We start from the raw sequence: 26,058 nt of genomic DNA on the forward strand, positions 1-26,058 counted from the left end.
GCAGACGACTTAGGGAGGGTGTTTCAGTTGACTAAGAAGTTAAAGGTTGCAGTAATCGGCGCAGGCGGGATCTTCCAATGGGCGCATTCCGCTCCGCTGAAGAACCATGGAGAGCTTGAAGTGGTCGCCATCGTAGATATCGACCTGGCGAAAGCGCAAGCTGCGGCCGAACAGCACGGCATTCCGCAAGCATTCCGTGACTATCGCGATGTCATCCAAATGGAAGAGATCGACATTATCGATATTTGTACGCCGAATCTGTTCCATTCCGAGATTGCAGTTGCGGCGCTGGAAGCCGGCAAACATGTCTTCTGCGAGAAGCCGGATGCGGTAAATCCGGATGAAGCGATTAAGATGCAGCAAGCAGCGGAGAAAAGCGGCAAAGTGCTTATGGTTATGCGCAACAACCGCTTCCGTCCGGCATCGAAGTTCATCAAGGAGTGGATTGAGGAAGGCAACCTCGGCGAAGCTTATGCCGGCCGTTGCGGCTGGACTCGCCGCCGCGGTATTCCAGGCAAAGGCGGCTGGTTTACGACCAAAGAGCTGTCCGGCGGCGGCCCGTTGATCGATCTTGGTGTTCATTTCATCGACTTGGCGATCTGGTTCATGGGCAATCCGAAGCCAATCTCGGTAACTGGCGCAACCTATACGAAATTCGCGGACGCAGACGATATTGCTGGATCTGAGCACAGCAAGTTCGGCGAGAAATCAGAAGGCGAGGGTATCTTCGATGTGGAAGACCTTGCGATCGGATTTATCCGCTTCGATAACGGCGCGTCGCTCCAAATCGAGTTCAGCTGGGCTTCCAACATCGAACAAGAAGAGAATTTCGTTGAGCTTCGCGGCACGAAGGCAGGCTTCCGATTCAGTAACGGCAAGCTTGGTATCTTCGGCGAATCCAATGGCACGGTAACCGATACGGTTCCACATCTTGGCGAAGACACAGGCGGACATGGCGAGAACTTGCACCATTTCGTGGATGTTGTGCAGGGTCGCGAGAACCCGATCTTTACCATCGATCAAGGCGTGGATATGATCAAAATTTTATCTGCTATCTATGAATCCGCCCGTACAGGATCAGAAGTTAAACTGTAAGGGGATGCGTTAGTGATGTACCGGGATCGCACTCGATTGAATGAGGGCGGTCCCGCACATCTGCCGCATCAAGGATTCTTTTTTTCATTAAGGAGGATGGCTTGGTGCCGTGCCGCAGGAAGTGATAAGCGCCTTGCGGAATTAGTAGGAGAACTACCCGCAACCGCTTGAAGAAATGTGACATTCATGAGATGCAGCACTCATAGAACGATCATTTGGAGGCTGGCATGCATTGAAGACAATCAGAATCGGTATTATTGGCGCAGGGCTGATCGGCAAGGATCATTTGGAGAAATATGAGAACATCGAGGGTGCAGAAGTCGTGGCGCTCTGCGACACCAATGAAACGCAGCTGAAGAAGATGGCAGAGCAGTTCGGCGTTCCTAGTACCTATACTGATTATCGAGCGCTAATTGCACGCGAAGATCTGGATGCGGTTGATGTGTGTGTGCACAACAACCTTCATGCACCGATCACGATTGCTGCGCTTGAAGCTGGGAAGCATGTGTATTGCGAGAAGCCGATTGCGGGCTCTTATGCGGACGGCAAACGGATGATTGATTCTGCTAAGCAAGCCGGCCGCTATCTTCATGTGCAGCTGGGCTTCCTATATCTCATCGAGACGATTGCGGCGAAGATGCTCATCGAGGAAGGCAAGCTCGGCAAGCTCTATCATGCCCGCTCGACAGGTCACCGCAGACGCGGGCGTCCGTTCGTAGACGGGTATGCGACGAAGGAATTTAATCGTAAAGCTACCGCGGCAGGCGGTGCTTTGTTTGATATGGGCGTATACCGCATCTCCCAACTGCTCTACTTAATGGACTTGCCGACGGTGAAGACCATTACCGGCAAGACGTATCAGGAAGTCGCGATGGATGAGACGCGCCGAGCGATAAGCGGCTTTGATGTGGAGGAGCTCGGCGTAGGGTTCGTCCGTTTCGAGGGCGGATTGACGCTGGATATTATCGAAGCGTGGGCCATTCATCTGAACGGCTTCGAAGGAAGCAGTATCGTCGGCAATATCGGCGGGTTGCGGCTTCCCGGACATACCAGTCAAGGTAAAACACCATTCAGCTATCATACACAGCTAAGCGATATGGATATGGACGCTACCTTTGATCTCGGCAATGCGAATTACCGCTGGCATCAGCTTCGAGAGCATACAGATGCCTATGATTCCTCACAGGAGCACTGGATTGCGGCTCTGCAAGGCCGAGTAGAACTGTTGCCAACCGCGGAGATTGCACTGCAAACCATCCTGATCAGTGAAGGAATCTATTTATCCGACCAATTGGAGCGAGAGGTAACAGCCCTGGAAGTTATCGCAGCATCGAAGTCCACCGCAATGAACCTATAAACTATATGCTAAAGCGTACAAGTCAGGAGAATCGTATCCCCATGATTGAAATCATAAATAAACAAATTGTTATTGATGGTAAACCTGAGGTTATTATGTGCGGCGAGGTTCATTATTATCGCCTTGCTCGCAGTGAATGGCAGGATCGGATTGATAAGCTGAAGGATGCGGGCTGCAATGCAGTTGCTTCTTATGTCCCTTGGTTATGTCATGAGCCGCTCGAAGGACAATTTGATCTAGACGGACATACGCGTCCGGAGCTCGATCTTGGCGGTTTTATTGATCTTTGCGAAGCGAATGGGCTCTATTTCTTCGTTCGTCCGGGGCCGTTCATTATGGCGGAGATGAAGAATGAAGGCATTCCGTTCTGGGTATATGAGAAACATCCGGAGGTCATCCCATATGGCTGGGATGGCGCAGAAGCGACGACACGGACGCTTGATTATCTGGCACCGGGTTTCTTAGCTGCAGCTCGCAGCTGGTACGCGGCTGTCATGGCTGTTGTAGCACCTCGCCTGCATGGACAAGGCGGCAGCATTATTGGCGTTCAGCTCGATAATGAGATTGGCATGCTGTCATGGGTAAGCAACTGCCCGGATTTGACGGAGCATGTCGCAGGCGACTTCACGGAATGGCTCGGTCGTACCTATGAGGCAGATAAGCTGCAGGAACGGTATCCGTTTGATTTAAGTGATCCGGCTGTTCGCTTGACTGCCATTCGTTCGCCTAAAGAAAGCTATGCTGCTGAGCTTCTGCACGATTTGGGCTACTACATGCGCAACCGATTTGCTCGGTATGTCGCCATTCTGCGCGAATATGCGGAAGAGTTCGGCGTTCGCGATGTGCCGTTCTTCGTGAACATTCACGGCACCGGCGGCGGTCGCGGATTCACGTACCCCATCGGCATCAGCCAATTGTACGAAGCGTATACGCAGGCGCCCGGCTATCTGTCCGGCTCCGATATTTATTTTGGCGATCTGACGGTAAGCAATTTCCAAGACCTGTACTTGATTAACGGATTCATGGATGCTGTTCATTTGCCGGATCAACCGCTCACTTCGCTGGAATTCGAATGCGGTGACGGCAACTACGGCAATAATTTCGGCGGTCGTTATGACGTGTCGGCCGCAGACTTCAAGACTCGCATGTGTATCGCCCAAGGAAATCGGATGATCAACTATTATCTAATGACCGGTGGAATTAATTACCGGATGGATGAGAAGCTCGGCGATGGCAATGATCGTGTCGCTTTCACCGGCGAACGCCATGGCTTCGCGGCTCCGGTCAGCCCGGAAGGGGAGCTCAACTATACCTATCCGCGAATGCAGCGTGCAATTAAGACCATGATGGCTGTGAAGGATAAGCTGGCTGTTATGAACGAAGAGCATGACGGAGTAGCTTTCGCATTCATTCCTGATTACTATATGACGGAATATCGTTATCCGAAGAGCGAGAAGATGAATGAGATTCTGAAGAATATCGAAACGAATCGTGCCAATGGCGGCTGGGAAATCATGGGCCGCTGCATGCTTCTGGCCGGATACCGCTTCAGTTCCGTGGATATTCAGAATAAGTCTCTAGATCCGGCGACAACACCTGTACTTGCACTGCCATGCGCGCGTTACTTGAGCTCGGCTATTCAGCGTAAGATTGCGGACTATTTGAACGCCGGCGGTGGACTGCTGCTGTACGGTGAGGTGCCGCAGTTTGATATGGAAGGCAAGCCTTGTACGATTCTTAGCGAAGCCATGGGCATTCAGGTTGAGGGCATCGTTCAGAACGGGCCGCATTCCTGGCCGTCCATCATCGCAGAAGGCTGGGCGGCGGGGCGGCCTGAGGTGCATACGCATTTCGCCCAGCGTCTGGCACCTGGAACAAACGATGTCATCATGCGTTTGTATGACAGCGGATTTGTTTGCGGTGTTGAGGCACATGCAGGGCGCGGCCGTGCCATTGTGATTGCAACGGCTTACAGCGGCGATGTGGCCTTGTTCAAGACAGCGCTTGAGCGCTTAGGGGTTAAGGCCGGTTTGATGCATGATAATCGCTATCTGGGTATATTCACCACGTCGACGGTTAATAAAGAAGGCGAACGTTTCGTGCATATTCTAAATTTGGACGGCTTCGATAAAGAGCTTCATCTCACAGACCGCGGCGAGCAGCTGTTTGGCGGACGCAGTATTGAAATTGCCAGCAAAGACGGGGTCATGCTGCCGATCGGGATGACGTTCGGCGATGTGCGAATCGCGTATTCAACCGCTGAAATTACAGCTGTTGATCAGGCATCGATATCCTTCCGTTTGACGCAGGCAGAAGATGTAATTGCGCTCGAAACCGCGCGTGGAATCGCAGCCAGCACAGATTACACGGTAGAGGAACAAGGCGGCATGAAGCTGGTAGTATCGCGAAAGCATGCCAAAGTGGATGACAAACTAACCATTGTATTTATCTAACCTGGTCCATAGTGCCACTGTGAAGGTGATATATAGTACGAAACTATCGAAAAACCCCGTGGAGACGGGGTTTTTTCCTATTTTTCAATCGAAACGTTTCACCAAAAGAAGGAATAAGCAGCTGCTTCATGACAAATTTACAAGAAAAAAGTCATAGAAATTGAGGTGAAAGCCTTTTCCCATCGCGAACAATGTGCTAATATGGGTTTTGTGAAACGTTTCGACAAAGAGTGTAGCGAGAAATGTAACTTTTTGTTAATTTGCGTAAAATACCGAATTAAATACCTTTTTTGGTTGTGAAAGCGGTTCATTTGGATCGTTTTATTTTATAAAACCGTCGAATCGTTTCGATGGAAAATGTCATGTCGGCAGTAGGTCAGACCTACGGGTTTGGGACATAATAGGTGTGGTTATTACGCAACTGAAATAGGAGGATTTACGATGGCTATGTCAACAAGCAAACAAAACGTACGGCCCAAAAAACGCAGTGGGCTGCAAACGCAGAACATAAAGATTCTGTATCTGTTCTTGATTCCCGCGATGGTATTAACTTTCATTTTCTCTTACCTGCCCATGTTCTCCAACTACATTGCATTCTTGGATTATGACTTTAACAAAGGCTGGTTCGGTTTCGGCAGTGAATTTGTCGGCTTTGACAACTTCGCCAAGTTCCTGACGGATCATAAATTTTATACATTGATCGGCCGTACGCTGCTTTACAGCGTGACGATGATGATTGCGACATTCCCTGCACCGTTGATTTTTGCGCTGCTGCTCAATGAGCTTCGCGGCGAACGCTTCAAACGTATTGTTCAAACCACTTCCTATATTCCGCATTTTGTATCATGGGTAACGGTTGCCGGTTTGTTCTACATGTTCCTTACAGTTGACGCTACAGGGATTATCAACAACCTGCGCCAACTGATTGATCCGGCCGCTGAACGTATTTCGTTCATGCAGGATGCGAAGAACTTCCTTCCCGTTCTTGTTATCTCCGAAGTGTGGAAAGAAACAGGCTGGGGCACGATCTTGTATCTTGCAGCACTGACGAGCATTGACCCGCAGCAATATGAAGCCGCGCAAGTGGATGGCGCGAGCCGCTGGCAGCGCCTGATGTATATCACGCTCCCGGGTTTGATTCCAACGATGTGTATTCTTCTGATCTTCTCGCTCAGCGGATTGCTTGCGACAAACTTCGACCAAGTGTTCAACTTGCAAAATAAAATGATTCGTCTGGATACGGACACCATCGGCGTTTATACGTACTATCAAGGTCTCGTTAGCGGACAGTATTCATATTCAGCCGCGGTTGGGCTATTCCAAGGCGTAATCTCCTTTATTCTGATTATGGCTACTAACTACACGACGAAGCGCCTCAGTAACGTAGGTATCATTTAAAGGAAGGGGTTACCGGAACCTAATGAAAGCGAACAGAATTAAACGAACAACAGGTGAACGCACATTTGATGTCTTTAACATCCTACTCATGTTGGTCTGGTCGATAACTGCGATATATCCGTTTTGGTATATCTTGGTGATGTCCTTCAATACAGGAGCTGACGCGGCCGCAGGCCCGATTTGGTTCTTCCCTCGCGTATTTACGCTAGAGAACTATGCTTTTGTCTTTCAGTATGACCGGCTTCACTCGGCATTTATCGTAACGACGCTGCGATGCATCATCGGACCTGTTCTATCCGTATTCGTCACGATGTTGGCTGCCTTCGCACTCTCGAAGCGTTTCTTGCCGGGACGTAAATCCATTCTCTTCTTCTTTATGATTCCGATGTTTATCGGCGGAACGATTATTTCCAACTATGTCGTGATCTCGAAGCTGGATCTGGTCAACAATTTCTTGGTTTACGTTCTTCCGGGGGCGTTTGGATTCTTCAGCATGATCATTATGCGTACGCACATTGAAGATCTTCCGGCTGAGCTGCAGGAATCAGCTTTCATCGACGGTGCGGGTTATGTCCGCATTTTCTTCCAAATCATTTTCCCGCTTTGCATGCCGGTTATTGCCGCATTCGCATTCTTCGCCGTTGTAGGCAACTGGCTGGATTATTATACGAACCTGATTTACGTTACAGACCGCAGCTTGAGTACGCTGCAATTCGTGCTGTATGAAATCATCAACCGCGCAGAAGCGAACACGATGATCGATTTCACGAAGACTTCAGGGGCTGCTGCACGTAGACTCCTGGCTCAACGGAATAACACGGTTCCAACGCCTGAGGTTATCAAAATGACGGTCATGGTCGTGGTCACGTTCCCGCTGCTATTCGTTTACCCGTTCTTCCAGAAGTATTTCGTCAAAGGGATGTTAACTGGAGCAGTTAAGGCTTAATAAGTCACTGCTTTTCCATAGTTAATTAAACACATATCCAAGGGAGGCTTTACGGTATTATGAAAAAGGTAGTCATGATTATGTTTGCTGTTCTACTGGCTGTTTCTCTGGCTGGCTGCGGCAGCTCCAAGAACGAAAACAACGCACCGAATAATACGGGCACGAACGCAGGCGCACCGGTTGATCCGGCAAACTTCAAGGAAATGCATTTGGAAGTTCTTAGCCAATTGCCGACAAACCCACGTAAGCCGGTTGAAGACAAGCTAACTCCAATCTGGCGCGAGAAAACAAAAGTTATTCCTGATTTCGTAGAAATCCCGGCAGGCACTGATTATAAAAGCTGGCTGCAAATGCAAATTCTTGCTGACACCGTTCCAGCGGTAATCGCGAACCAGAACGGGATCGCAGACGACGCGGACAACATGGAAATGCTGAAGAAAGCAGGCATGGTTCGTGAAATCACGCTTGATGAAATGACTAAATACATGCCGCTTACGGCTGCCCGTTTATCTGAACTTGGCGTTACCATGGAACAATGGTACAAAGCAAGCGTAGATCCGACGGATGGCAAGCTATGGGCAATTCCTTCACTGCCAAGCCCATTGCTCAAAGATGAATACCGCAAAACACCTTATGGCGAATCCCGTCTGGGTAACGGCGGTTACGGCGTTTGGATGCGCGATGATATCTTGAAAAAAATCTTCCCGAGCGCAATGAGCGCAGCTGAACTGAAGAAGCTGGCTATTGCGAACAAAGGTAAATTATCGCTTGAGCAAATCATGGATATTCCGATCAAAAATCTAGACGACATGTACGCTTACTTAGAAAAAGTAAAAGCATTGGACATTAAAGAAAACGGCAAGACGATTACACCGGGCCACCTCCAATTGGATAACACGAGAGGCGCGCTTCAATGGTCCTTGTTCACAGCTTCCGGTTTGAATATGAGCCAAGCTTATCCGCTCGTAATCAACGAGTCTAAGAACCTATACTCGGACTACCAGCTTACTCCGGAATGGAAATCTTACATTTCGTTCATGAACAAAGGCTTCAAAGACGGCTTGTTCGGTAAAGAATTCTACATCCAGAAGAATGAGCAGCGCGATGCGAAAGTGATCAATGGTGAATATGCCGTTGTGAACATGTGGGCTCCAATTGCAGCGAACCAAGAGAAAGTGAAAAAAGAAGGCAAGGATTACGACTGGAGATTCTATCCGATCTTCGCAAACGAGCTTGACCCAAGTAATCAAGATGCAGCAAATCAGTACTTCCCATTGACGACAAAATGGAACTCCAAAGCCATTAACCCGAAAAAGGTTACGGACGACATGATTCCACAAGTACTGAACTGGATCGACTGGAACAACTCCCTTGAAGCGGCAGATCTGCGCGCATGGGGTACTCCTGATATGTACACAGGCGAAGGCATGGAACGCCGCTACAAACCGGAATTCAAGAAGGTCGAAGAGTACAAGCTGATTGGCAAGCAGGATGAAACAGGCGATGGCTGGTACTACGGTATTCAAGGTCAAGACAACACCATGACAAACCCTGAAGTATACGGCCTGGCAATGGCTGACGAAATGGGATTTGTATATACACCGCAAATCGTATATCCATTCAGCGTAAGCAACTACGATCAAGCTACTCTGGTGAACACGGCTTGGCAGCAGCACAACATGAAGAACATGACGCTGTATGCGGAACTTCCTGTTGATGATGCAACGCAGCAAGCTCGCGCTGAGTACGATACCGTTACAAATGATCTGAACAACAACCTGGTTGCTCCTCATAATGATGAGCTCGACAACCTGATTGTTAAAGCAATTACCAGCCCGGTTGCTGATTTCGACAAAACGTATAAAGAATATACAGACGTTCTGGCGGAAAGCGATATTGCCGATGGCGTGAAGAAACAAACGGACGCTTGGATGAAATATTACAAGCTTCGTGAAGGCTTCCTGAAGAAACTAAACTAAATCAACGAAACTGCTGCGCTCTGGCCGCTCGGCCGGAGCCTGTTTATTTCATCTTGAGAGGATGTTAACGATGACGAAGAAACTTAAAGTAGGCGTAATCGGCGCGGGCGGTATTTTCCAATGGGCGCACTCCGAGCCTTTGAAAAACCACCCAGAGCTTGAAATCGTAGCGATTTGCGATATCGATCTGGAGAAAGCAAAAGCAGCAGCGCAGCAGCACGGCATTCCGCAAGCGTTCAGCGACTACCGCGACGTGATTGCCCTGGCAGACATCGACATTATTGATATCTGCACACCAAACCTGTTCCACTCCGAAATCGCTGTTGCCGCTCTTGAAGCAGGCAAGCATGTATTCTGCGAGAAGCCGGATGCTGTTAGTCCGGAAGAAGCGCTCCGCATGAAAGAAGCTTCAGAGAAAAGCGGCAAAACGCTGATGGTTATGCGTAACAACCGTTTCCGTCCGGCTTCCCAGTACATCAAACGTTGGATCGACCAAGGCAACCTTGGCGAAGCTTACGCTGGTCGCTGCGGTTGGACACGTCGCCGCGGTATTCCGGGTAAAGGCGGCTGGTTCACGACGAAAGAATTGTCCGGCGGCGGACCGCTTATCGATCTTGGCGTTCACTTCATCGACTTGTCGATTTGGTTCATGGGCAATCCGAAGCCGGTATCGGTTACGGGGGCAACTTACACGAAATTCGCGGATGCGGAAGATATCGCGGGCTCCGAGCACAGCAAGTTTGGTTCTAAATCCGAAGACGAGGGCACGTTCGACGTTGAAGATTTGGCTATTGGCTTTATCCGTTTCGATAACGGCGCATCGCTCCAAATCGAGTTCAGCTGGGCTTCGAACATCGAGCAAGAAGAGAACTTCGTTGAGCTGCGCGGTACGAAAGCCGGCTTCAAATTCAGCAACGGCAAACTTGGCATCTTCGGTGAAGACCAAGGCGTCGTAACGGATATGGTTCCGCACGTAGGCGAAGACAACGGCGGACATGGCGCGAACCTGTACCACTTCGTCGATGTCATTCAAGGCCGCGAGAAACCGATCTTTACGATCGATCAAGGCGTAGACATGATCAAAATTTTGTCCGCGATCTATGAGTCGGCTCGTACAGGTTCTGAGGTTAAGCTGTAAAGCAGGGAATGCGACAGAAGCCCTTACCGTCCAATTGGGCTGGTAGGGGCTTCTTCTTTATGAGAAGGAGCGTGGCTGAGGGATGAAGAGGAAGCTCGTATGCGTATATGATTTGGAAGCGAAGCATAGACAACGAATCCGAGAGGCTGCGCCGGGATTTGAGCTTGTATTTGGCGGTGACGCCGATGAACAGGGGATGTCGGAACATCTGGCCGAGGCTGAGATAATAGCAGGCTGGGATGATCAAGCGGCTGCAAGCGCGCTGCGGCCGGGTACTCCGCTGCGCTGGGTGCAGGCTTGGGGTGCAGGCGTCGAGCAGATGCCTTTCGACGCATTTGCGGCACGTGGAATAACGCTGACCAACGCCAGCGGCGTTCATGCGAATGGGATATCGGAGACCGTGCTCGGCATGATGCTTAGCTTTACGCGCAAGCTGCATGTGACGATGCGCAATCAAGTCGAGAAGAAATGGGATTGGCTCGGCGGCTTAGGCGAAATTCACGGCAAGGTGCTCGGGATCGTCGGTGTCGGCGCGATTGGCGAGGAGCTTGCGAGACTCGCTCAAGCGTTTCATATGCGTGTGGTAGGCGTTCGCAATAGCGGTAAGCCTTCGCCTTATGTGGATCAAATGTACGATTCCGAAGGATTGGATATCTTGCTCAAGGAGAGCGACTATGTCGTGGTTACGCTTCCAATTACAAAGGAAACCCACCATTTGTTTGACCTTGCGAAATTTAAGCAGATGAAGCCGTCCGCATTCTTCGTTAACATCGGACGCGGACAGACGGTCGTAACGGAAGATATGGTGGAGGCGCTGCAGTCCGGCGTCATTGCCGGAGCAGGGCTCGATGTGTTCGAGCAGGAGCCGCTGCCTGCGTCACATCCGCTCTGGGAGCTCGATAATGTCATTCTAACCCCGCATAACTCCGGTAATTCGATCTATTACACCGACCGTGCGGTCGATATTCTTGTTCATAATTTAGGCGTTTATCTGCGTGGCGAAAGGGATTCGATGCGCAACCTCGTTAGTTTGACGAATCAGTACTAAGCCGAAAAGGCAGTGCCCAGGTTAAGAAGCGGCTTTCCATTCGAACAGCTTCTCAAGCTGCCCCAGAATGGCTGTTAATTCGTGCTGGGATTGCAATAGTCCGATAAGCGCGCGGACAAGCACCATTCGGGGCTTGTCCGCGTTCGCTTCTTCCTGTAGAAGAATGGCCGCGTCATGTAGCTCCGTCTTTATGCTGTTTGTAGCTTGGAGCTCATGAATGGTGGTTAGCAATTTGGTGATTCCTTCGCTCAGCTGCTCCTCAGCAGGGACAGCAGACCCCTTCATCCCACAGGCAACAAATTGAGTCATAATGTCCGATTCCAGAATGGGTTCGCTCTTCGATTGAACAAGACCGGCAACCATTTCGTCCATCCGCTCGACCACGAAACTCGCCATTCGTTCATAATCGAATGGACTGCTAATTAGCTCTGTCATCACCATATATTCCTTGATGATACCGATGTAGAGAGCAATCAGATCCCATTTATATAATTGAATGTCTGGGCCGTATGCATGTACAAGGCTTTCTTCCAAATAGACAAACATTTGCGATCGAATTTGTTGAAGGAAAGAAGAAAAGACACCGTTTTCGTTAATCTTCAGTTCATAAAAGTCTTTTATACTGGATTTAAATGCCTTGAAGTTGATAAATTGGTTCAAGGTTTCTTGCACGAAACGTGCTTTAGGCGACAGTGAACGATCCGATCTAATACGGTCCACCTGCTCGAACATCAGCTGAAAGCGATGCCGATAGACTTCGACAAGCAATTCCTCCTTGGAAGCAAAAAACTTATATAAAGATCCCTTTGCTATTCCGCAATCGTTCGCAATATCTTGAATGGATGTAGCCTCAAACCCTTTTTGTGCAAATAACTGCATGGCAGATCCGATGATTTTATCTCTAAGCAAACTCAAGTGGCGTTCCTCTTTTCAGAAAAAGATTGACAAGTGACTGTCCGGTGTTGAGAATATTATATATCGTGACTTATCGGTTTTCAATAAAAACGATTAGTCACAGCCTCGAAAATAAGGATTTCATGGAGAGAAGGTAGAACGATGTCAGCACCAACAGCACCAACATCATCATCCGAGTTTTCGATCAAGACCATCATCGCACCGCTAATGGCCGTAATCGTCGGCATGATCATGGTTATTCTGGACAGCACGGTCGTGAACGTAGCACTGGCGAAATTCCAGACCGAATTTGACGCTACAATTAACACGGTCCAGTGGACGTTCACAGGCTATACGCTTGCCCTGTCAGCTGTAATTCCCCTCGCCGGCTGGATGACCGATAAATTCGGCTCTAAACGCATATTCTTGATTACCATTGCGTTATTTACGATTGGTTCCGTGCTTTGCGGAGCTGCTCAAACGGTTGAACAGCTTATCGCGTTCCGTGTCATTCAAGGGCTCGGCGGCGGTATGGTTATGCCAATTGGTATGGCGATCATTTTCCGTCTCGCACCGCAGGAGAAACGTGGCGCTGTTATGGGCATGCTCGGTATCCCGATGCTGCTTGCGCCGGCGCTCGGACCGATTCTCTCAGGCTGGCTGATCGAAGCGGTATCTTGGCACTGGATTTTCTTGATTAACCTGCCGATCGGTATTGTCGGTATGATTGTTGGGGTCAAATATCTGCCGAATTTCGCGCAAAACAAAGCGCCTGCCCTTGATATCATTGGGATGATCCTAGCGCCAATCGCGTTCGCATCGCTTGCGTACGGCGTTAGTGAAGGCGGCCGCACTAGCTGGACAGCAGACAATACGTTAACGGGTTTGATCGTCGGCGGTATTGCCTTGCTCTTGTTCATCATCGTGGAGCTTCGTCACAAACAACCGCTTCTCGAATTGCGTGTATTCCGTTCCTCGGACTTTACACGCGGCACACTGCTTGTGTGGATCGTTCAGATCGCATTGTTCGGCGCTATGATTCTAATGCCGGTATTCCTGCAAACGATTCGTCATTATTCACCGCTCGAAACGGGTGTTATTATGCTTCCACAAGCGATCGGTTCGATGCTCTTCATGCCGATTGGCGGACGTTTGTTTGATCGAATCGGCGCTCGTCCGCTTGCGCTGGTCGGCCTTTCACTTGTAGCCGGAGCGTTGTTCCTGCTTCATAACATCAACGTGGATACGAAGCTGATCATGATCATTATCCCGCTATTCATGATCGGATCGGGTATGGGCTTAGCGATGATGTCTCTGAACACGCATGTGCTGAACTCCGCACCGCGTCATCTCGTTTCCCGTGTTACGCCGCTCACGACGGCAGCACAACAAGTGGTTACATCGTTCGCGGTTGCCGGTCTGACCGGCTACATGACAACACGCGCGGCCGATCATATGACGGCAGGCGTCAATCAGATCGAAGCTGCAGTTAACGCCTACAGCGATACGTTTATGTTATCATTCGGTCTGGCCATCTTCGGCGTTGCGTTCAGCCTTATTCTTCGCAAACCGAAACCTCAGAAAGACATTGCAGGTACCGAGCAGGTTGATCCCGCTATGATGATGGGGCACTAATCGTAACTCGTAAACCATCCAATTCCATAACAAAAGCTGCTCCTCATCGTCGCGAGACGATGGGGAGCAGCTTTTTAATTCCTTACATATTTGCGCGCTGCGTCATTGGTTTCGGCTTGCGAACCGTAGAGGAGCGTTCGATCATGGTTACAAGTCGGTAGACGACATCGGCAAGAATAATGCCGGCGAACGCATCGAAAATGACGTGCTGTTTGATAAAGAAAGTGGAGACGATAATAATCGAAGACATGCCGTAAATCAATGTCTGGTTGATGCGGTTACGGAAGCTGCTGCTGTACAGAGCTTTCATCACCATGTAGCTGGAGAAGCAGTGAATGCTCGGGAAGCAGTTGAATGGTTCATCTCGCCCATACACATAACCCAGCAGGCGGGTAAATGGATCGGTTCCGACCAGTTCCGGCCTTGGTACAGTCGTTTGGAAGACAAGGTAGATTCCATAACAGATCAGTGCGCAAACCACATACGTGATGAGCGAGCGTCTGTATACGGCAGGGTCCTTTATGAAGAAATAGACCAAACACAAATAAATATAAAATATCCAAACGGAATAAGGCAGTACGAAAATTTTGACGAGCGGAATCGCTCGGTCCAGATCAGTCACCAGGCTGTAGACTTGGGCGCCGGGTCTATTCGTTAAAGCATATAGCCAGCCCATAATCGGAAAAACAAGCATACTGATCAATGGCAGAAAACGTTTCATTGGATCCTCCCCTGAAAAAAGCATGAAGATAACTCTAGCAACTCATCTAGCAATCTTGTAATAATAAGATATTGTGTTTGCGGATGCAAGCACTAAAAGCATACAAAAATGTGAGGCGGTTCATGAATGGTCAAAATTGCTCTGGTCGATGATGATGTACATATTCGAGAGTTGGTCAGACTTTATTTAAGCGACGAAGATTTTGATATTGTGGAATTCGCAAATGGTGAGGAAGCATGGCTCTATGTCAAAGAAAATGTCGTGGACATGGTCATCATGGACATTATGATGCCGCGAATGGACGGCTATGAATTATGCAGGAAACTTCGGGAATCGGGCGATATGCCCATTCTAATGATAACAGCCAAAGGAGAATCCGAAGAGAAAATTAAAGGCTTCCAGCTTGGCACCGACGATTATGTGACAAAGCCGTTTGACCCGATGGAGCTCGTCGTCCGGGTTAAAGCACTGTTAAAGCGATATCGGATAACCGCTTCCCAGATGGTCACGATTGGGAGCATCGTGCTGGACAGGATCGGCTACCAGGTTATTTTTAAGGATACGGACACGGCGGTCACCATTCCGCTTAAGGAATTCGAGCTGCTATACAAATTGGCGAGCCACCCCGGACAATTGTTTACGCGGGCAACTTTAATCGAACAGATATGGGGCTTCGAATATGAGGGCGATGAGCGGACGGTGGATGTACATATCAAACGTTTAAGGGAACGCTTTGCAGAATATGAAACAGCGTTCCGAATTGTGACACTTCGCGGACTCGGCTACAGGCTAGAGGTTCTCAATGATTAAGTCGCTATATGTCCGTACGGTGTTGGTATTCGTCGGAGTTGTCATTGCGAGCTTGATCTTTGCCTTCTTCTTGGCTACGAGGCTATACAGCACCAACATTAAGGAGCTGGGGGAAGAACAGCTGATTGAAAGCGGCAAACGAATCATCATGATGATTCAGAAAGCGCCTGAAGCCCAATCTGCCGCCAGCTTGGATGAAGTAACGAGCAATATCGTGCTGATCCCGGTATTCAAAGTGAAAATCGTCGACGAACATGGCGTCGCCGTGAAATACGGCAATGAGATCGACCCGAGCGCGGAATTTCCGGTTACATCCGAACAATATGAGCATGTCATTAAAGGCGGCATTTTTAGAGGTACCGTTGAAGTGTTTCCAGGGGATAGACATGGCCCAGAGACTGCACTGATCGGACTGCCATTCGAATTTCACGATCATGCTTACGCTTTGTTTATTTCGCCCGAACTTAATGAGTTGCTGGACGTCTTTCGCCGCGTGATGCTGACCGTTCTATTCAGTGTACTTGCGATGGGTAGCCTGCTAATCCTGCTTGCCTCGCGTTTCATCGTCAAGCCGCTGCAGCTTTTGACGCGCGCGACCAAACGGATGGCGCAAGGCGACTTCGGCATCAAGCTCCAAACGAAACGTAAAGATGAGATCGGCGTTCTGACCGCCAGCTTTAATGAGATGGCGAAGTCGCTCCGCATGCTGGACCAGATGCGCTCCGACTTCGTGAACAATGTCGCGCATGAGTTTCAGTCGCCCCTTACATCCATTACCGGATTCTCGAAAGCGCTGCGGACGAAACCGATGGATGAGGAAGGGAGACAGCATTACTTGACCATCATCGAAGAGGAGAGTCAGCGACTTGCAAGGCTAAGCGCGAATTTGCTGCGATTATCCGTCCTCCAGCAGGATCAAGGACCGGTACATCCGACCTCTTATCGATTGGATGAGCAAATTCGCCGCATCATTATTGCCAGCGAGCCGCAGTGGAGCGTACGCGAGATCGAATTCGAGCTGGAACTTGAAGATTTGACCATTCAGGGGGACGAGGATAGTTTGGATCAGGTGTGGCATAATTTGATTAGCAACAGTATCAAGTTCTCACAGGATAAGGGCTGTATTGGGATTAGGCTGCAACGAGTCGGCGAGATGGCTGTAATAACGGTACGAGACCATGGAATAGGAATTCCGCCGGAGGAGCAGCAGCAAATCTTCAACTCTTTTTACAAAGTGGATAAATCAAGGGATTATGCTGTTAAAGGAAATGGACTGGGCCTTTCAATTGTGAAACGAATTGTCGATCTGCATCATGGCGAAATTGCTGTCACAAGCCTACCGGGCGTAGAAACGGTATTTACGGTCTGGCTGCCGCTGGATGTTGGGGGCATAAGTCGTAAATTGTAATGTCCAGTACATATTCAGTTCAAACTTCTCCTGTATAATGATCTCCAGATAGAGAAAGAGGAGAGATAACATTCATGAGTTGGTTAAGTCGATTCAGTCTCAAGAACAGTGTAGCAGTCGTTATTCTCTGCTTGATGGTGCTCGGATTTGGTTTCTTCTCCGCCACGCAGATCAAGCAGCAAACCTTCCCGGATGTGGAATTTCCGGCCGTATTCGTACAAGCCGTTTACCCGGGTGCATCAACGGAAGAAATCGAATCCGAGGTTACGAAACCTGTCGAAGAAAGCTTGCAGGGGCTTAAAGGTTATGACGCCTTAACGAGCACCACTTCCGAGAATTCCGCAAGCGTCATCCTTCAATATCCTTTCGGAACGAATATGGATGATAAGGTAAAGGATATTGAAGCCGCAATTGCTAAGCTTCAAACACCGGAGAAAGCCAAATTAACGATTCAGCGTCTGAATATTAATGCGGCGCCGATTTATGAAGCAGCGATCTTCTCGTCGAAGGACGATCCGGCTGCGTTGCAGAAAGTGCTTGAAGAGCAAGTGGTACCGAAGCTGAAGAAAGTGACCGGCGTAAGCGCGGTTGAGCTGAAAGGTGTCGTGTCTCAAGAGCTTCGCATCGAAGTCGATAAAGATAAAGCCGCGCAGCACGGCATTTCACTAAATGCGATCCAAACGGCCATTCAGCAGCTGGAATATGCACTGCCGCTTGGTTCGGTAAGTCAAGACAGTACATCGATTCCGATTCGTCTTGTCGGTAAATTATCGCAGCTTCAGCAAATCAATGATCTTGAACTGAGTGCCGGAGCTTCGGGACTTGGCGGCGGTGCAGCCGGTACGCCAGGTACGGGCGGACAAGCACCTGCGGCTAAAGTTAAGCTGTCGGATGTGGCTAAGATCACGACAGTTTCCACCCAGAACGAAATCACTCGTTTTGACGGCCAAGCGAGCTTCGTCGTACAAATCGTGAAGACGCAGGATGCCAATACAGCAGAAGTATCCGATGATGTGAAAGAAGTATTGGAAACTTACAAGACCAAAGCCAACCTTGATATTCACCTGATTCAAGACCAAGGCGCTGAAATTAAGAAGTCGGTTTCCTCGCTAATTCGCGAAGGACTGTATGGTGCGCTGTTTTGTGTCATCATTATATTCCTGTTTTTACGCAATATACGGGCCACATTGATTTCGATCATCTCGCTGCCGATTTCGATCTTCGCAACGATTGCGTTGATGAACGAAATGGGTTATACCCTCAACATTATGACGCTCGGCGGTATCGCGGTATCGATCGGCCGGATCGTGGATGACAGTATCGTCGTTATTGAGAACATTTACAGATGGCGCCAAGAGAAGGGCCGCGATATGAACGGCAAGGAGCTTGCCTACAAAGCGACCAAGGAAGTTATCGGCGCAGTCGGCTCCTCCACAATTGCAACAGTAGTCGTGTTCTTACCGCTTGCTTTTGTTACAGGTATCATCGGTGAGTTCTTCCGCCCATTCGCAATCTCGGTCGTAATCTCGATCGTCAGCTCCTTGCTGGTGGCGATGATGCTCATTCCGGTACTGGGCGCGAAATTCTTCAATCACATTAAGCCGCATAAAGAAGGCGGCAAGTTTATGGACTTCTACGAGCGACTGATTCGTGGCGCCCTTAAACGCAAAGTTCTGGTTTTGATTGCTTCCATTGTGATCTTGATTGGTTCATTCGGTACGATTCCGCTGCTTGGTGTAGCATTCTTGCCAGCCGGCTCCGTGCCTTCGATCGGCATCGAATTGAAGTTGCCGACGCAAAGCACGATTGAGCAAACGAATGAGGCTGCAGAGAAAGTTGAAGGCTACTTGAAGGATCTGAAAGGCGTCGACAATTATCAGGCTTCCATTGGCGGAGCGGATAATCCGTTCATCCAAATCGGCTCCACGGCGAACAGAGCGGCATTCACCGTTCAATTCGCGGAAGGAACGTCGATGGACACGATGATGGACGATGTCGGCAAAGATTTGAAGGTATTGATTGATAAAGAAGTACCGGGTGCGACGGTTAATGTCAAAGAAGGCGAGCAGAACGGCCCGCCAACGGGTACGAGCGTGGAAGTAAGCTTGTATTCCGAAGATATGGCGGCACTCACGACAGCTTCGCAGCAAATTGAGAAGCTGATGACCGCGAATACAGACATGAAAGATGTTACGAATAACTTGAAGGATACGACGCCAAAATGGGTCATTTCGCTTAATCAAACCGCGAAGGATTTGAACGTATCTGCGTTCCAAATCATGGGCGCTGTAAACGAGCAGCTGCGTCCGACAGATGTAGGCAGCTACTTGCTTGACAGCAAGAACTGGGATATTACGATGTCCTATGCGCAGCAAATTACATCCAAGGCGCAGCTCGAAGCGATTACGATTCCGACAGCAGGCGGCATGAAGCAGCTGAAGGATCTCGTGGAGCTGACGGAAACGATTGCTCCAATTGCGATCAATCATGAGGATGGCAAAATGTCCGCGAAAGTAACAGGTAACGTGAAGGATGCCAACAAGACGGCAGCTGTCACGAAAACAATCACCGATGATATCGACGGCTTATCGCTGCCAAGCAATGTAGAAATGAAAATCGGCGGCGGCCAGGATATGATCAACAGCGGCTTCCAAAGCATCGGTATAGCGATGGCAGCAGCGATCGGACTTGTGTTCTTGGTCATGAGCATGACCTTCGGCGGATTGCTCACGCCGCTGATCATTCTCTCCTCGTTGCTCTTCGTACCGGTTGGTTCCTTGGGCGCGCTTCTGATCACTGGCCAATCGTTATCGATGAGCTCCATGATCGGGATGCTGATGCTCGTAGGTATCGTAGTAACGAACGCAGTCGTCTTGCTTGACCGCGTAGAGAAGAACCGCAAGGATGGCATTCCGCTTCGTGAATCGCTTGTTGAAGCTTCGAAGACAAGGCTGAGACCGATTCTAATGACGGCATGTGCAACGATTCTGGCACTTGTGCCGCTAGCTCTCTCGGAATCGACAACAAGCCTGATCTCAGGCGGACTTGCGATTACCGTAATCGGCGGTTTGACCACGTCGACGCTGCTTACGCTGATTGTGGTACCGGTCATTTATGAATTGACAGGTAAGCGTCGCAAGATTGAGAAGGAATTGGATCTGTAGGGTTTGGGGACGGAGCAGTAACGGAGCGGAGCAGGTATTACTACTGCTCCGTTTTTTTTTTTGCGTTCTTGTTCGCGACCTACGCCACCACCGCCTCATTCTCGCTGGCTCTCACTCCCTTCGGCTCACACATAGAAACTCTAACGAACCGTTTCAACCCAATTAGCGTCTCTACGATTCGTTAGATTTTTGAAGGAGCAGTTGAGAGTCGCCAAATGAAACATTCGACGCACATACTAACCTCCAATTCCCGATCCAGCAGTTGAAAGTCGCCAAATTGATCTCTCAGCGTCCAAACTAACATCCGCCCCCGATCTGCCACACGGTTCGTTAGATTTTCAAGTGGTCTATGGGTAGTGTGCGCAACACATGAAGGAGTTAGTTTCGATGTTATCTATTATTGAGCTTGTGAGCGAGGCTAGGCGTATGGAGCGGAGGTGGAAATGGTTAGTTGGAGTGACAAGAGTGGTTATTCCGTGGTCGTTATCGGAGTGGAAAAGTGGGCAGAGTGGGAGGGAACTATGGCTCAGACTCAAATAAAAGAAGCTGAGCGCACGGATAACCGTGTTCTCAGCTTCTAACCATTTAATGGGTTACTGTTACCGCCTGTTTCTGCGTTGCGGCCGTCTGGTTCTTCATCCATCGCTTATTGACGAGCGAATGAATAACGAAGAACAGCGCGGATGCAGTCGCTGTAATAACAGCCAGCCAGGCTACCGGAGTCAGCTGGCCGATATCGTACAGATGGCCCATCATGTATGGACCGAGGACACGCCCCGCGGAGCCGATGCCACCGGCAAGTCCGAGGTAGAACGGGGCTTGTTTGCCGCCGTTTTCACTGAGGAATGCAGGAATCGCCGGCGCAATCAGCATCTCACCGAAGGTGGTGAGCACCATCGCCAGCACCATGCCCGGAAAGCTGTGAAACATGAGAATGGCAGCATAACCGGATAGATAGAACAGTGCGCTGGTCGTCAATTGAGCAGTAATAGTTTGCGCTACTAATCGTTTAATCAACCCAATAAGCGGTTGTGCCACGAAGATTAGAATACCGTTCAGCGTCCACAGGTAGCCGAACATTTGCTTCGGAAGCCCTTCGCTGATGATGAAGGGTGAGACTCCGGTATTCCAAATGCTGTTGCCAAGATTTAGCAGCATAGCACCTACTGCCATGAACAGATACACACGCACATCTAGCAGCAACGCCCAGGCACTTTCATTTTGTGGAGATAGTCGCTTCATCTTGACCGCAGCCGTGTCACTGCCAGTCCCCACTTGCTTCAAGTAGAACAAGAAGAAGATGGCGAATACGGCGGATGTTACGCCATTCATTGAGAAGCTGAGCGAGTATGAAATATCGGCGAGAAAACCGCTGAGCGCGGTTCCAATCGCGACACCGATATTGTTGGCGACATAGACGATATTGAACAGCTCACCGCGCTGATCTGCGAAGCGGAAGCCGATGAACGCTTGAATGGCCGGCATGGACAGTGCGTTGAACAGTCCGATCAGCCCCATCATCGCGATAAAGACAGGCCAATTATGACTGAGAACAGGCAGCAGCAGCAAGCCTGCCGCATTGAGTGCCAAAGCACCGATGATCAGCTTCTTCACGCCAACCTTGTGATATAGTGCGCCGCCGAGCAGCTGTCCGGCGATGCCGCCGATCGATTGAATAAGAATGACAAACCCAGCATCGGTCATGCTGCGACCGAGCTCATCGAAGACAAACATCGTCACAAGCGGCCACATCAGCGCGCTTCCGATGGCATTGATCAGACTGGCAGCGAGAAAAACTTTGATTTCCTTCGGGTATTGATTAAGTATGCGCATAGATGTGTTCTCCTGTTTGTCCCTTGTTGAAATAAACGCAATGAGCTTCTATTATACTTGATTACGACGGAAGATGGAGGTCCCGAAATTTTCCACAAGCGCTAACTCTAGAAATTTCAGCTTTCCTATTAAGACGACGAACGCCAGCTCGAAGGAGATACCCCAATGTATTTCTTAAATACCGTTGCAAAATGCTGACTCGTCTTATAGCCGAGGTCGAGCGCAACTGCCGTTACATTGGCGCCGGGCTGGCGAAGCAGCTCGCAGGCGCGGTTGATCCGTATGCGATCCATATAATTAGCCGGTGATTGGCCGTGCAAATTATGAAACAGCCGATAGAAGTGCGATTCGCTGACTCCTGCGATGGCGGCCAGCTCTTTGTTACTCCAGCGCCGCTCGGGTGCGGAATCGATTTGGGCGGTAAGCGCAAGCATCGCTTCTTTCAGATCAAGCGGAAGCTGGCGGGAAGGAGCGGGAGGATAGAGCAGCTGCAGCAGGATATCGACCAGATGATGGCGCACGCGGAACGCCGCGCTGCGTTCTTCTGCTTCCAGCAGGCTGCGGAGCTTATAGAATTGCTCGCGCACGCGGCTGTCTACGGAAACGATACGGGGCAGCTGCAGCAAGGCTTGATGGATTTGATGCCGGTCTTCATCGCTAAACGACAACCAGCCCGGATAGTCGGCGGGATCGCGTAAGATGAACCACCAGATACTGCATGGCTCGATAAAATTCAGGCGTGCGCGATGCCATTCACCTGGGCGGGTATGGAAGATTTGTCCCGTAAAGGAGGGATAGTAATCGCCATCGACTTCCCAAGTCACCCGGCCATTATCGACATACACAAATTCGTAGCAGCCATCATGTTGATGATCGGTAAGCGGGGAGGCTTCCTGGAAACGGTCATAGCCCAGCATCATAAGCTCGGGAAAGTCGATCCTACGATTGGCGGCATGATCGTTTATCTCCCAGCGAATCGCATCATTTCTGACTTTAGCCATATGGAATTGCAGCTCCATTCGTGTCTGAATATCTCTTATGTTTCTAATCCTATTTGATAGGTTTTCGGAAGTCAACGCCAGCAGCCATGCTCTACAATGAAAGCAGTTGCAACAACTACGATGAGAGTGAAAGAGGTGTCTTACGTAATGGGAGTTATTGATTACAACATTACCGAAGAGGATAAGAAACGCTTTAATACCGATGGCTACTGGATCAGTCCAAAGCTGATCGATGATGATACGATTGCACGGCTGCGTGATGCACATGAACGAGTATGGAGCAGAAAATATGACGGCCATGGCATGCCAATGCACCACTTCCACATGCAGGAGAATCCGTTCGCTCTGCGTAAATTTGACAATGGCTGGTGGATTAACGATGAGATCCGCTCCGTCGTAACCGACCGCAACTTAGGTAAAATGGCTGCTGAGCTTCTCGATGAGGAATCGATCCGATTGTGGCATGACCAGGTTATTTACAAACCGGGCACATCCGGCCAAGAAACGTCTGCAGGCAATGTGGGCTGGCATCAAGACTACGGTTACTGGCGCTGCAGCAGCACGGCCAATATGTGTACCGTTTGGATCGCTTTGCAAGATACGGATATGACGAACGGCGGGATGATGACGATTCTCGGTTCGCATAAGTGGGGAGCGGTAGAAGGCAGCGATACGTTCTTCGATCAAGACATGGGCAAGCTGAAGGCTAAGTTTGCAACGCGGGATTGGGTTGAGGAGCCGTGTATTCTGAAGGCTGGGCAGGCTAGCTTCCATCATGCGCTCACCTTCCATGGCTCAAGTACCAACTACAGCCCGGATCCAAGGCTATCTGTCGTTGCGCATTTGATGCCGGGCAATACGTACTTCCGTGAGCACAGTCAACGTCACCCTAATCTGATTCACCTAAGTGCGCGCCCGATTCCCGGAATGAAATTCGATAACGAAGAATTTTTCCCTACGTTATATTCCAAATCTTAAAACGGCATCCTATAGAACGACCGGAACATCCTTCGCGAGGCGGAGGAAGTCCGGTCGTTTTTTAATGTATAATGAGCTGGTGTCTTTTGTTAATATTCCGTTCACAAAGATGCTTTATTATGACACAAGGACATCAAGAAAAGGGGGCTTAACGGCTTGAAGCAGAAAGAAAGCAATAAAACATTGATTTTGATCGGGTTGATGATCGGGGTCATCTTCGCAGAGCTTGACGAAACGGTTGTTTCGACGGCGATGCCCACGATTATCCGTGATCTGGGCGGTTTAGCGCTGTATGGCTGGGTTGGCGGCGTCTATATGCTCGCCATGACTTCCTTTATGGCTGTACTCGGCAAGCTGGCCGATTTGTACGGTCGCAAGAAGATTTACTTGCTTAGTATGGGCTTATTCATTGGAGGCTCCATTATTAGCGGTTTGGCACCGTCGATGGAGGTGCTGCTCATTGGACGGGGCATTCAAGGGATTGGCGCAGGGGGACTTATGCCGCTTGCGATGGTCATCTTCGGCGATACGTTCCCGGTCGAACAAAGGGCCAAGATTCAAGGGATATTCGGAGCTGTCATGTTTATACCGCAGCTGCTCGGACCGCTCGTCGGCGGCTATTTTGCCCAGCATATTTCATGGCACTGGATCTTCCTCGTGAATATTCCGGTCGGAATTCTGGCTGCGATCATATTATCGATGGGGCTCCAGGAGACCAGGGTGGAGCGCAAAGTGAGTGTCGATTGGTTCGGGGCGATTATTCTTGTTGCCGCGTTAGTCAGTCTGCTTCTGACACCGGTGCTGCATCAGACAGAAGGCTATGGGTGGACAGAGCCTGTAATGCTCGGCCTCATGGCAGTCGGATTGGTTCTGCTTGTATTGTTCGTCTTCGTGGAATCCAAGGCGAAGGAGCCGATCTTGCCGCTTCATCTCTTCAAAAACCGTAATTTCGTTGTGCTGTCATCGCTCGTATTCGTCTTCATTCTCGCTGTAATGGGTGCACTTTCTTCGTTCCCATTCTTTGCGCAAAATGTGCTCGGACTGACGCCTACAGCGGCAGGCTACCTGACGCTTCCACTGATGGTGGGCGCAATAGCGGCAAGTGTAGTTGCGGGTCGGTTGATGACCAAAGTTCCTTACCGCAATATCTATGGGATTTCGTTTATTCTTCCGGTTATCGGATTCTATCTGCTGTCGACAACACATGTAGATACGCCAATTTATATTTTCGTCATTTACTTCATCATTCTCGGACTTGGTTTCGGTACCTTGTTCGGCAATCAGCTGATCGTACAGGAATCGGTTGAGAAAGAGCACAGTGGTATTGCGCTATCTTCCGTCACGCTCTTCCAATCCATCGGTATGACGATCGGATTCAGCTTGTTCGGCTCCGTACTCGCAGCTAACGTCACGTCCGGTTTGAAAGGCTTGGCTGGTTCCATGACGGCCGATCAAGCGGCGAAGCTGGGCGATATCTCGACGGGCGCGATTCCTGAAGGTATCGATCCTACGCTGCTTGAACAAATCAAAATCGTCTTCGCAGACGCTTTTACACACCTTTACTGGATCTCATTCGTGCTCGCGATTGTATCCTTCCTGATCTGCTGGTTCTTGAAGAAGGAAATACTGGTGACGAAGAAGGATGACGAAGCAGGGGCCAAAGAAAGCGTGATGGAAGCGACGATATGATAAAGCAGCTTGATCTCACGGATCCATCTGTTGCAGAGCAGCTGCTGGATGTTCAGCTGCCTTCTTACCGGATCGAGGCCGAACTTATCGGCTTCGATGGAATTCCCGGTCTTCATGACACGATTGAGAAGCTTGGGAAATGCCAAGAAACCTTCTTCGGCTGTTACGTTGAAGGTGAATTGGCCGGAGCGATTTCCTACAAATTGGAAGAGGATGGAAGCATAGTGGATATCCATCGACTCATTGTCCATCCGGATTATTTCCGCAGAGGAATCGGCGAAAGGCTGGTACAGTTTATACTGGATTCCTTTCGGAACCAGGCTGACTCATTCATCGTAGCAACGGGAGCCGCGAATACGCCGGCGAAGCGGCTGTACGCGAAGCTCGGCTTCGAGGCCGTTCGAGATGTGGAAGCGGCACCGGAATTATTCATAACGGAGTTCGTCAGAAGAGGAGATTGCTGAGCTGTTACAGCCGGCAATCTCCTCTTTGCTTTTGACATTGGCAGGGG

General features: G+C 49.7%; 19 protein-coding genes. 15 read left to right on the forward strand and 4 right to left on the reverse strand.

Features of this window, described 5'->3' with window-relative positions:
- Positions 1-27: 27 nt before the first annotated feature.
- The 8 genes from AC0YN4_RS11895 (at position 28) to AC0YN4_RS11930 (ending at position 11,414) form a co-directional block, all read left to right on the forward strand.
- Positions 28-1,095 carry a Gfo/Idh/MocA family protein gene (locus tag AC0YN4_RS11895; protein ID WP_475835864.1) on the forward strand — a complete coding sequence of 356 codons (1,068 nt, stop codon included), beginning with the start codon at positions 28-30 and terminating at the stop codon, positions 1,093-1,095.
- 232 nt (positions 1,096-1,327) lie between these two features.
- Positions 1,328-2,452 carry a Gfo/Idh/MocA family protein gene (locus tag AC0YN4_RS11900; RefSeq protein WP_475781677.1) on the forward strand — a complete coding sequence of 375 codons (1,125 nt, stop codon included), beginning with the start codon at positions 1,328-1,330 and terminating at the stop codon, positions 2,450-2,452.
- A gap of 41 nt (positions 2,453-2,493) precedes the next feature.
- On the forward strand, positions 2,494-4,905 hold the full coding sequence (locus AC0YN4_RS11905; protein WP_475835865.1) for a beta-galactosidase: 2,412 nt from the start codon (positions 2,494-2,496) through the stop codon (positions 4,903-4,905).
- A 441-nt stretch (positions 4,906-5,346) separates the two neighbouring features.
- Entirely contained in the window at positions 5,347-6,303 is a 957-nt protein-coding gene (locus AC0YN4_RS11910) for an ABC transporter permease (RefSeq protein ID WP_475781679.1), read from the forward strand.
- A gap of 22 nt (positions 6,304-6,325) precedes the next feature.
- Positions 6,326-7,249: a carbohydrate ABC transporter permease gene (locus AC0YN4_RS11915; protein WP_475781680.1), complete on the forward strand. Its 924-nt coding sequence runs from the start codon at positions 6,326-6,328 to the stop codon at positions 7,247-7,249.
- Between the two features lie 59 nt (positions 7,250-7,308).
- Positions 7,309-9,228: a type 2 periplasmic-binding domain-containing protein gene (locus tag AC0YN4_RS11920; protein ID WP_475835866.1), complete on the forward strand. Its 1,920-nt coding sequence runs from the start codon at positions 7,309-7,311 to the stop codon at positions 9,226-9,228.
- A gap of 70 nt (positions 9,229-9,298) precedes the next feature.
- Positions 9,299-10,366: a Gfo/Idh/MocA family protein gene (locus AC0YN4_RS11925; protein ID WP_475835867.1), complete on the forward strand. Its 1,068-nt coding sequence runs from the start codon at positions 9,299-9,301 to the stop codon at positions 10,364-10,366.
- An 82-nt stretch (positions 10,367-10,448) separates the two neighbouring features.
- Positions 10,449-11,414: a D-2-hydroxyacid dehydrogenase gene (locus tag AC0YN4_RS11930; protein WP_475835868.1), complete on the forward strand. Its 966-nt coding sequence runs from the start codon at positions 10,449-10,451 to the stop codon at positions 11,412-11,414.
- A 21-nt stretch (positions 11,415-11,435) separates the two neighbouring features.
- On the opposite strand, the gene AC0YN4_RS11935 is transcribed toward AC0YN4_RS11930, so the two are convergent.
- Positions 11,436-12,329 (reverse strand): TetR/AcrR family transcriptional regulator, encoded by an 894-nt coding sequence (locus AC0YN4_RS11935; protein ID WP_475835869.1) that lies wholly within the window; start codon positions 12,327-12,329, stop codon positions 11,436-11,438.
- A 141-nt stretch (positions 12,330-12,470) separates the two neighbouring features.
- On the opposite strand from AC0YN4_RS11935, the gene AC0YN4_RS11940 reads away from it, so the two are divergent.
- Positions 12,471-13,943, forward strand: a complete 1,473-nt coding sequence (locus tag AC0YN4_RS11940) for a DHA2 family efflux MFS transporter permease subunit (RefSeq protein ID WP_475781685.1) — start codon at positions 12,471-12,473, stop codon at positions 13,941-13,943.
- 82 nt (positions 13,944-14,025) lie between these two features.
- On the opposite strand, the gene AC0YN4_RS11945 is transcribed toward AC0YN4_RS11940, so the two are convergent.
- A complete protein-coding gene (locus AC0YN4_RS11945) occupies positions 14,026-14,664 on the reverse strand; it encodes a phosphatase PAP2 family protein (protein ID WP_475781686.1) in 639 nt (212 codons plus the stop codon).
- A 126-nt stretch (positions 14,665-14,790) separates the two neighbouring features.
- Between AC0YN4_RS11945 and AC0YN4_RS11950 the strand changes: the two genes are divergently transcribed.
- The 3 genes from AC0YN4_RS11950 to AC0YN4_RS11960 all read left to right on the forward strand — a co-directional run bounded on the left by AC0YN4_RS11950 (position 14,791) and on the right by AC0YN4_RS11960 (position 20,046).
- Positions 14,791-15,474, forward strand: coding sequence for a response regulator transcription factor (locus AC0YN4_RS11950; protein WP_475835870.1), 684 nt, complete (start codon positions 14,791-14,793; stop codon positions 15,472-15,474).
- On the forward strand, positions 15,467-16,882 hold the full coding sequence (locus tag AC0YN4_RS11955; protein ID WP_475835871.1) for a sensor histidine kinase: 1,416 nt from the start codon (positions 15,467-15,469) through the stop codon (positions 16,880-16,882). The genes AC0YN4_RS11950 and AC0YN4_RS11955 overlap by 8 nt, the downstream gene beginning before the upstream one ends.
- 74 nt (positions 16,883-16,956) lie before the next feature.
- On the forward strand, positions 16,957-20,046 hold the full coding sequence (locus tag AC0YN4_RS11960; RefSeq protein WP_475835872.1) for an efflux RND transporter permease subunit: 3,090 nt from the start codon (positions 16,957-16,959) through the stop codon (positions 20,044-20,046).
- Positions 20,047-20,631: 585 nt separating this feature from the next.
- Here the strand turns inward: AC0YN4_RS11960 and AC0YN4_RS11965 are convergent.
- On the reverse strand, positions 20,632-21,879 hold the full coding sequence (locus tag AC0YN4_RS11965; RefSeq protein WP_475835873.1) for an MFS transporter: 1,248 nt from the start codon (positions 21,877-21,879) through the stop codon (positions 20,632-20,634).
- A gap of 128 nt (positions 21,880-22,007) precedes the next feature.
- Positions 22,008-22,880 carry a helix-turn-helix transcriptional regulator gene (locus AC0YN4_RS11970; protein ID WP_475835874.1) on the reverse strand — a complete coding sequence of 291 codons (873 nt, stop codon included), beginning with the start codon at positions 22,878-22,880 and terminating at the stop codon, positions 22,008-22,010.
- A gap of 120 nt (positions 22,881-23,000) precedes the next feature.
- Here AC0YN4_RS11970 and AC0YN4_RS11975 point away from each other — a divergent pair, with 120 nt between their 5' ends.
- From AC0YN4_RS11975 to AC0YN4_RS11985, 3 genes are all read left to right on the forward strand, one after another.
- Positions 23,001-23,858: a phytanoyl-CoA dioxygenase family protein gene (locus tag AC0YN4_RS11975; RefSeq protein ID WP_475835875.1), complete on the forward strand. Its 858-nt coding sequence runs from the start codon at positions 23,001-23,003 to the stop codon at positions 23,856-23,858.
- Between the two features lie 156 nt (positions 23,859-24,014).
- Positions 24,015-25,547, forward strand: a complete 1,533-nt coding sequence (locus tag AC0YN4_RS11980) for an MDR family MFS transporter (RefSeq protein WP_475781694.1) — start codon at positions 24,015-24,017, stop codon at positions 25,545-25,547.
- The gene (locus AC0YN4_RS11985; RefSeq protein ID WP_475781695.1) at positions 25,544-26,011 is read left to right on the forward strand and encodes a GNAT family N-acetyltransferase; all 468 of its coding nucleotides are present in this window, start codon (positions 25,544-25,546) and stop codon (positions 26,009-26,011) included. The genes AC0YN4_RS11980 and AC0YN4_RS11985 overlap by 4 nt, the downstream gene beginning before the upstream one ends.
- The last annotated feature ends 47 nt before the right edge of the window (positions 26,012-26,058 follow it).

Source organism: Paenibacillus sp. J22R3 (assembly GCF_056269305.1).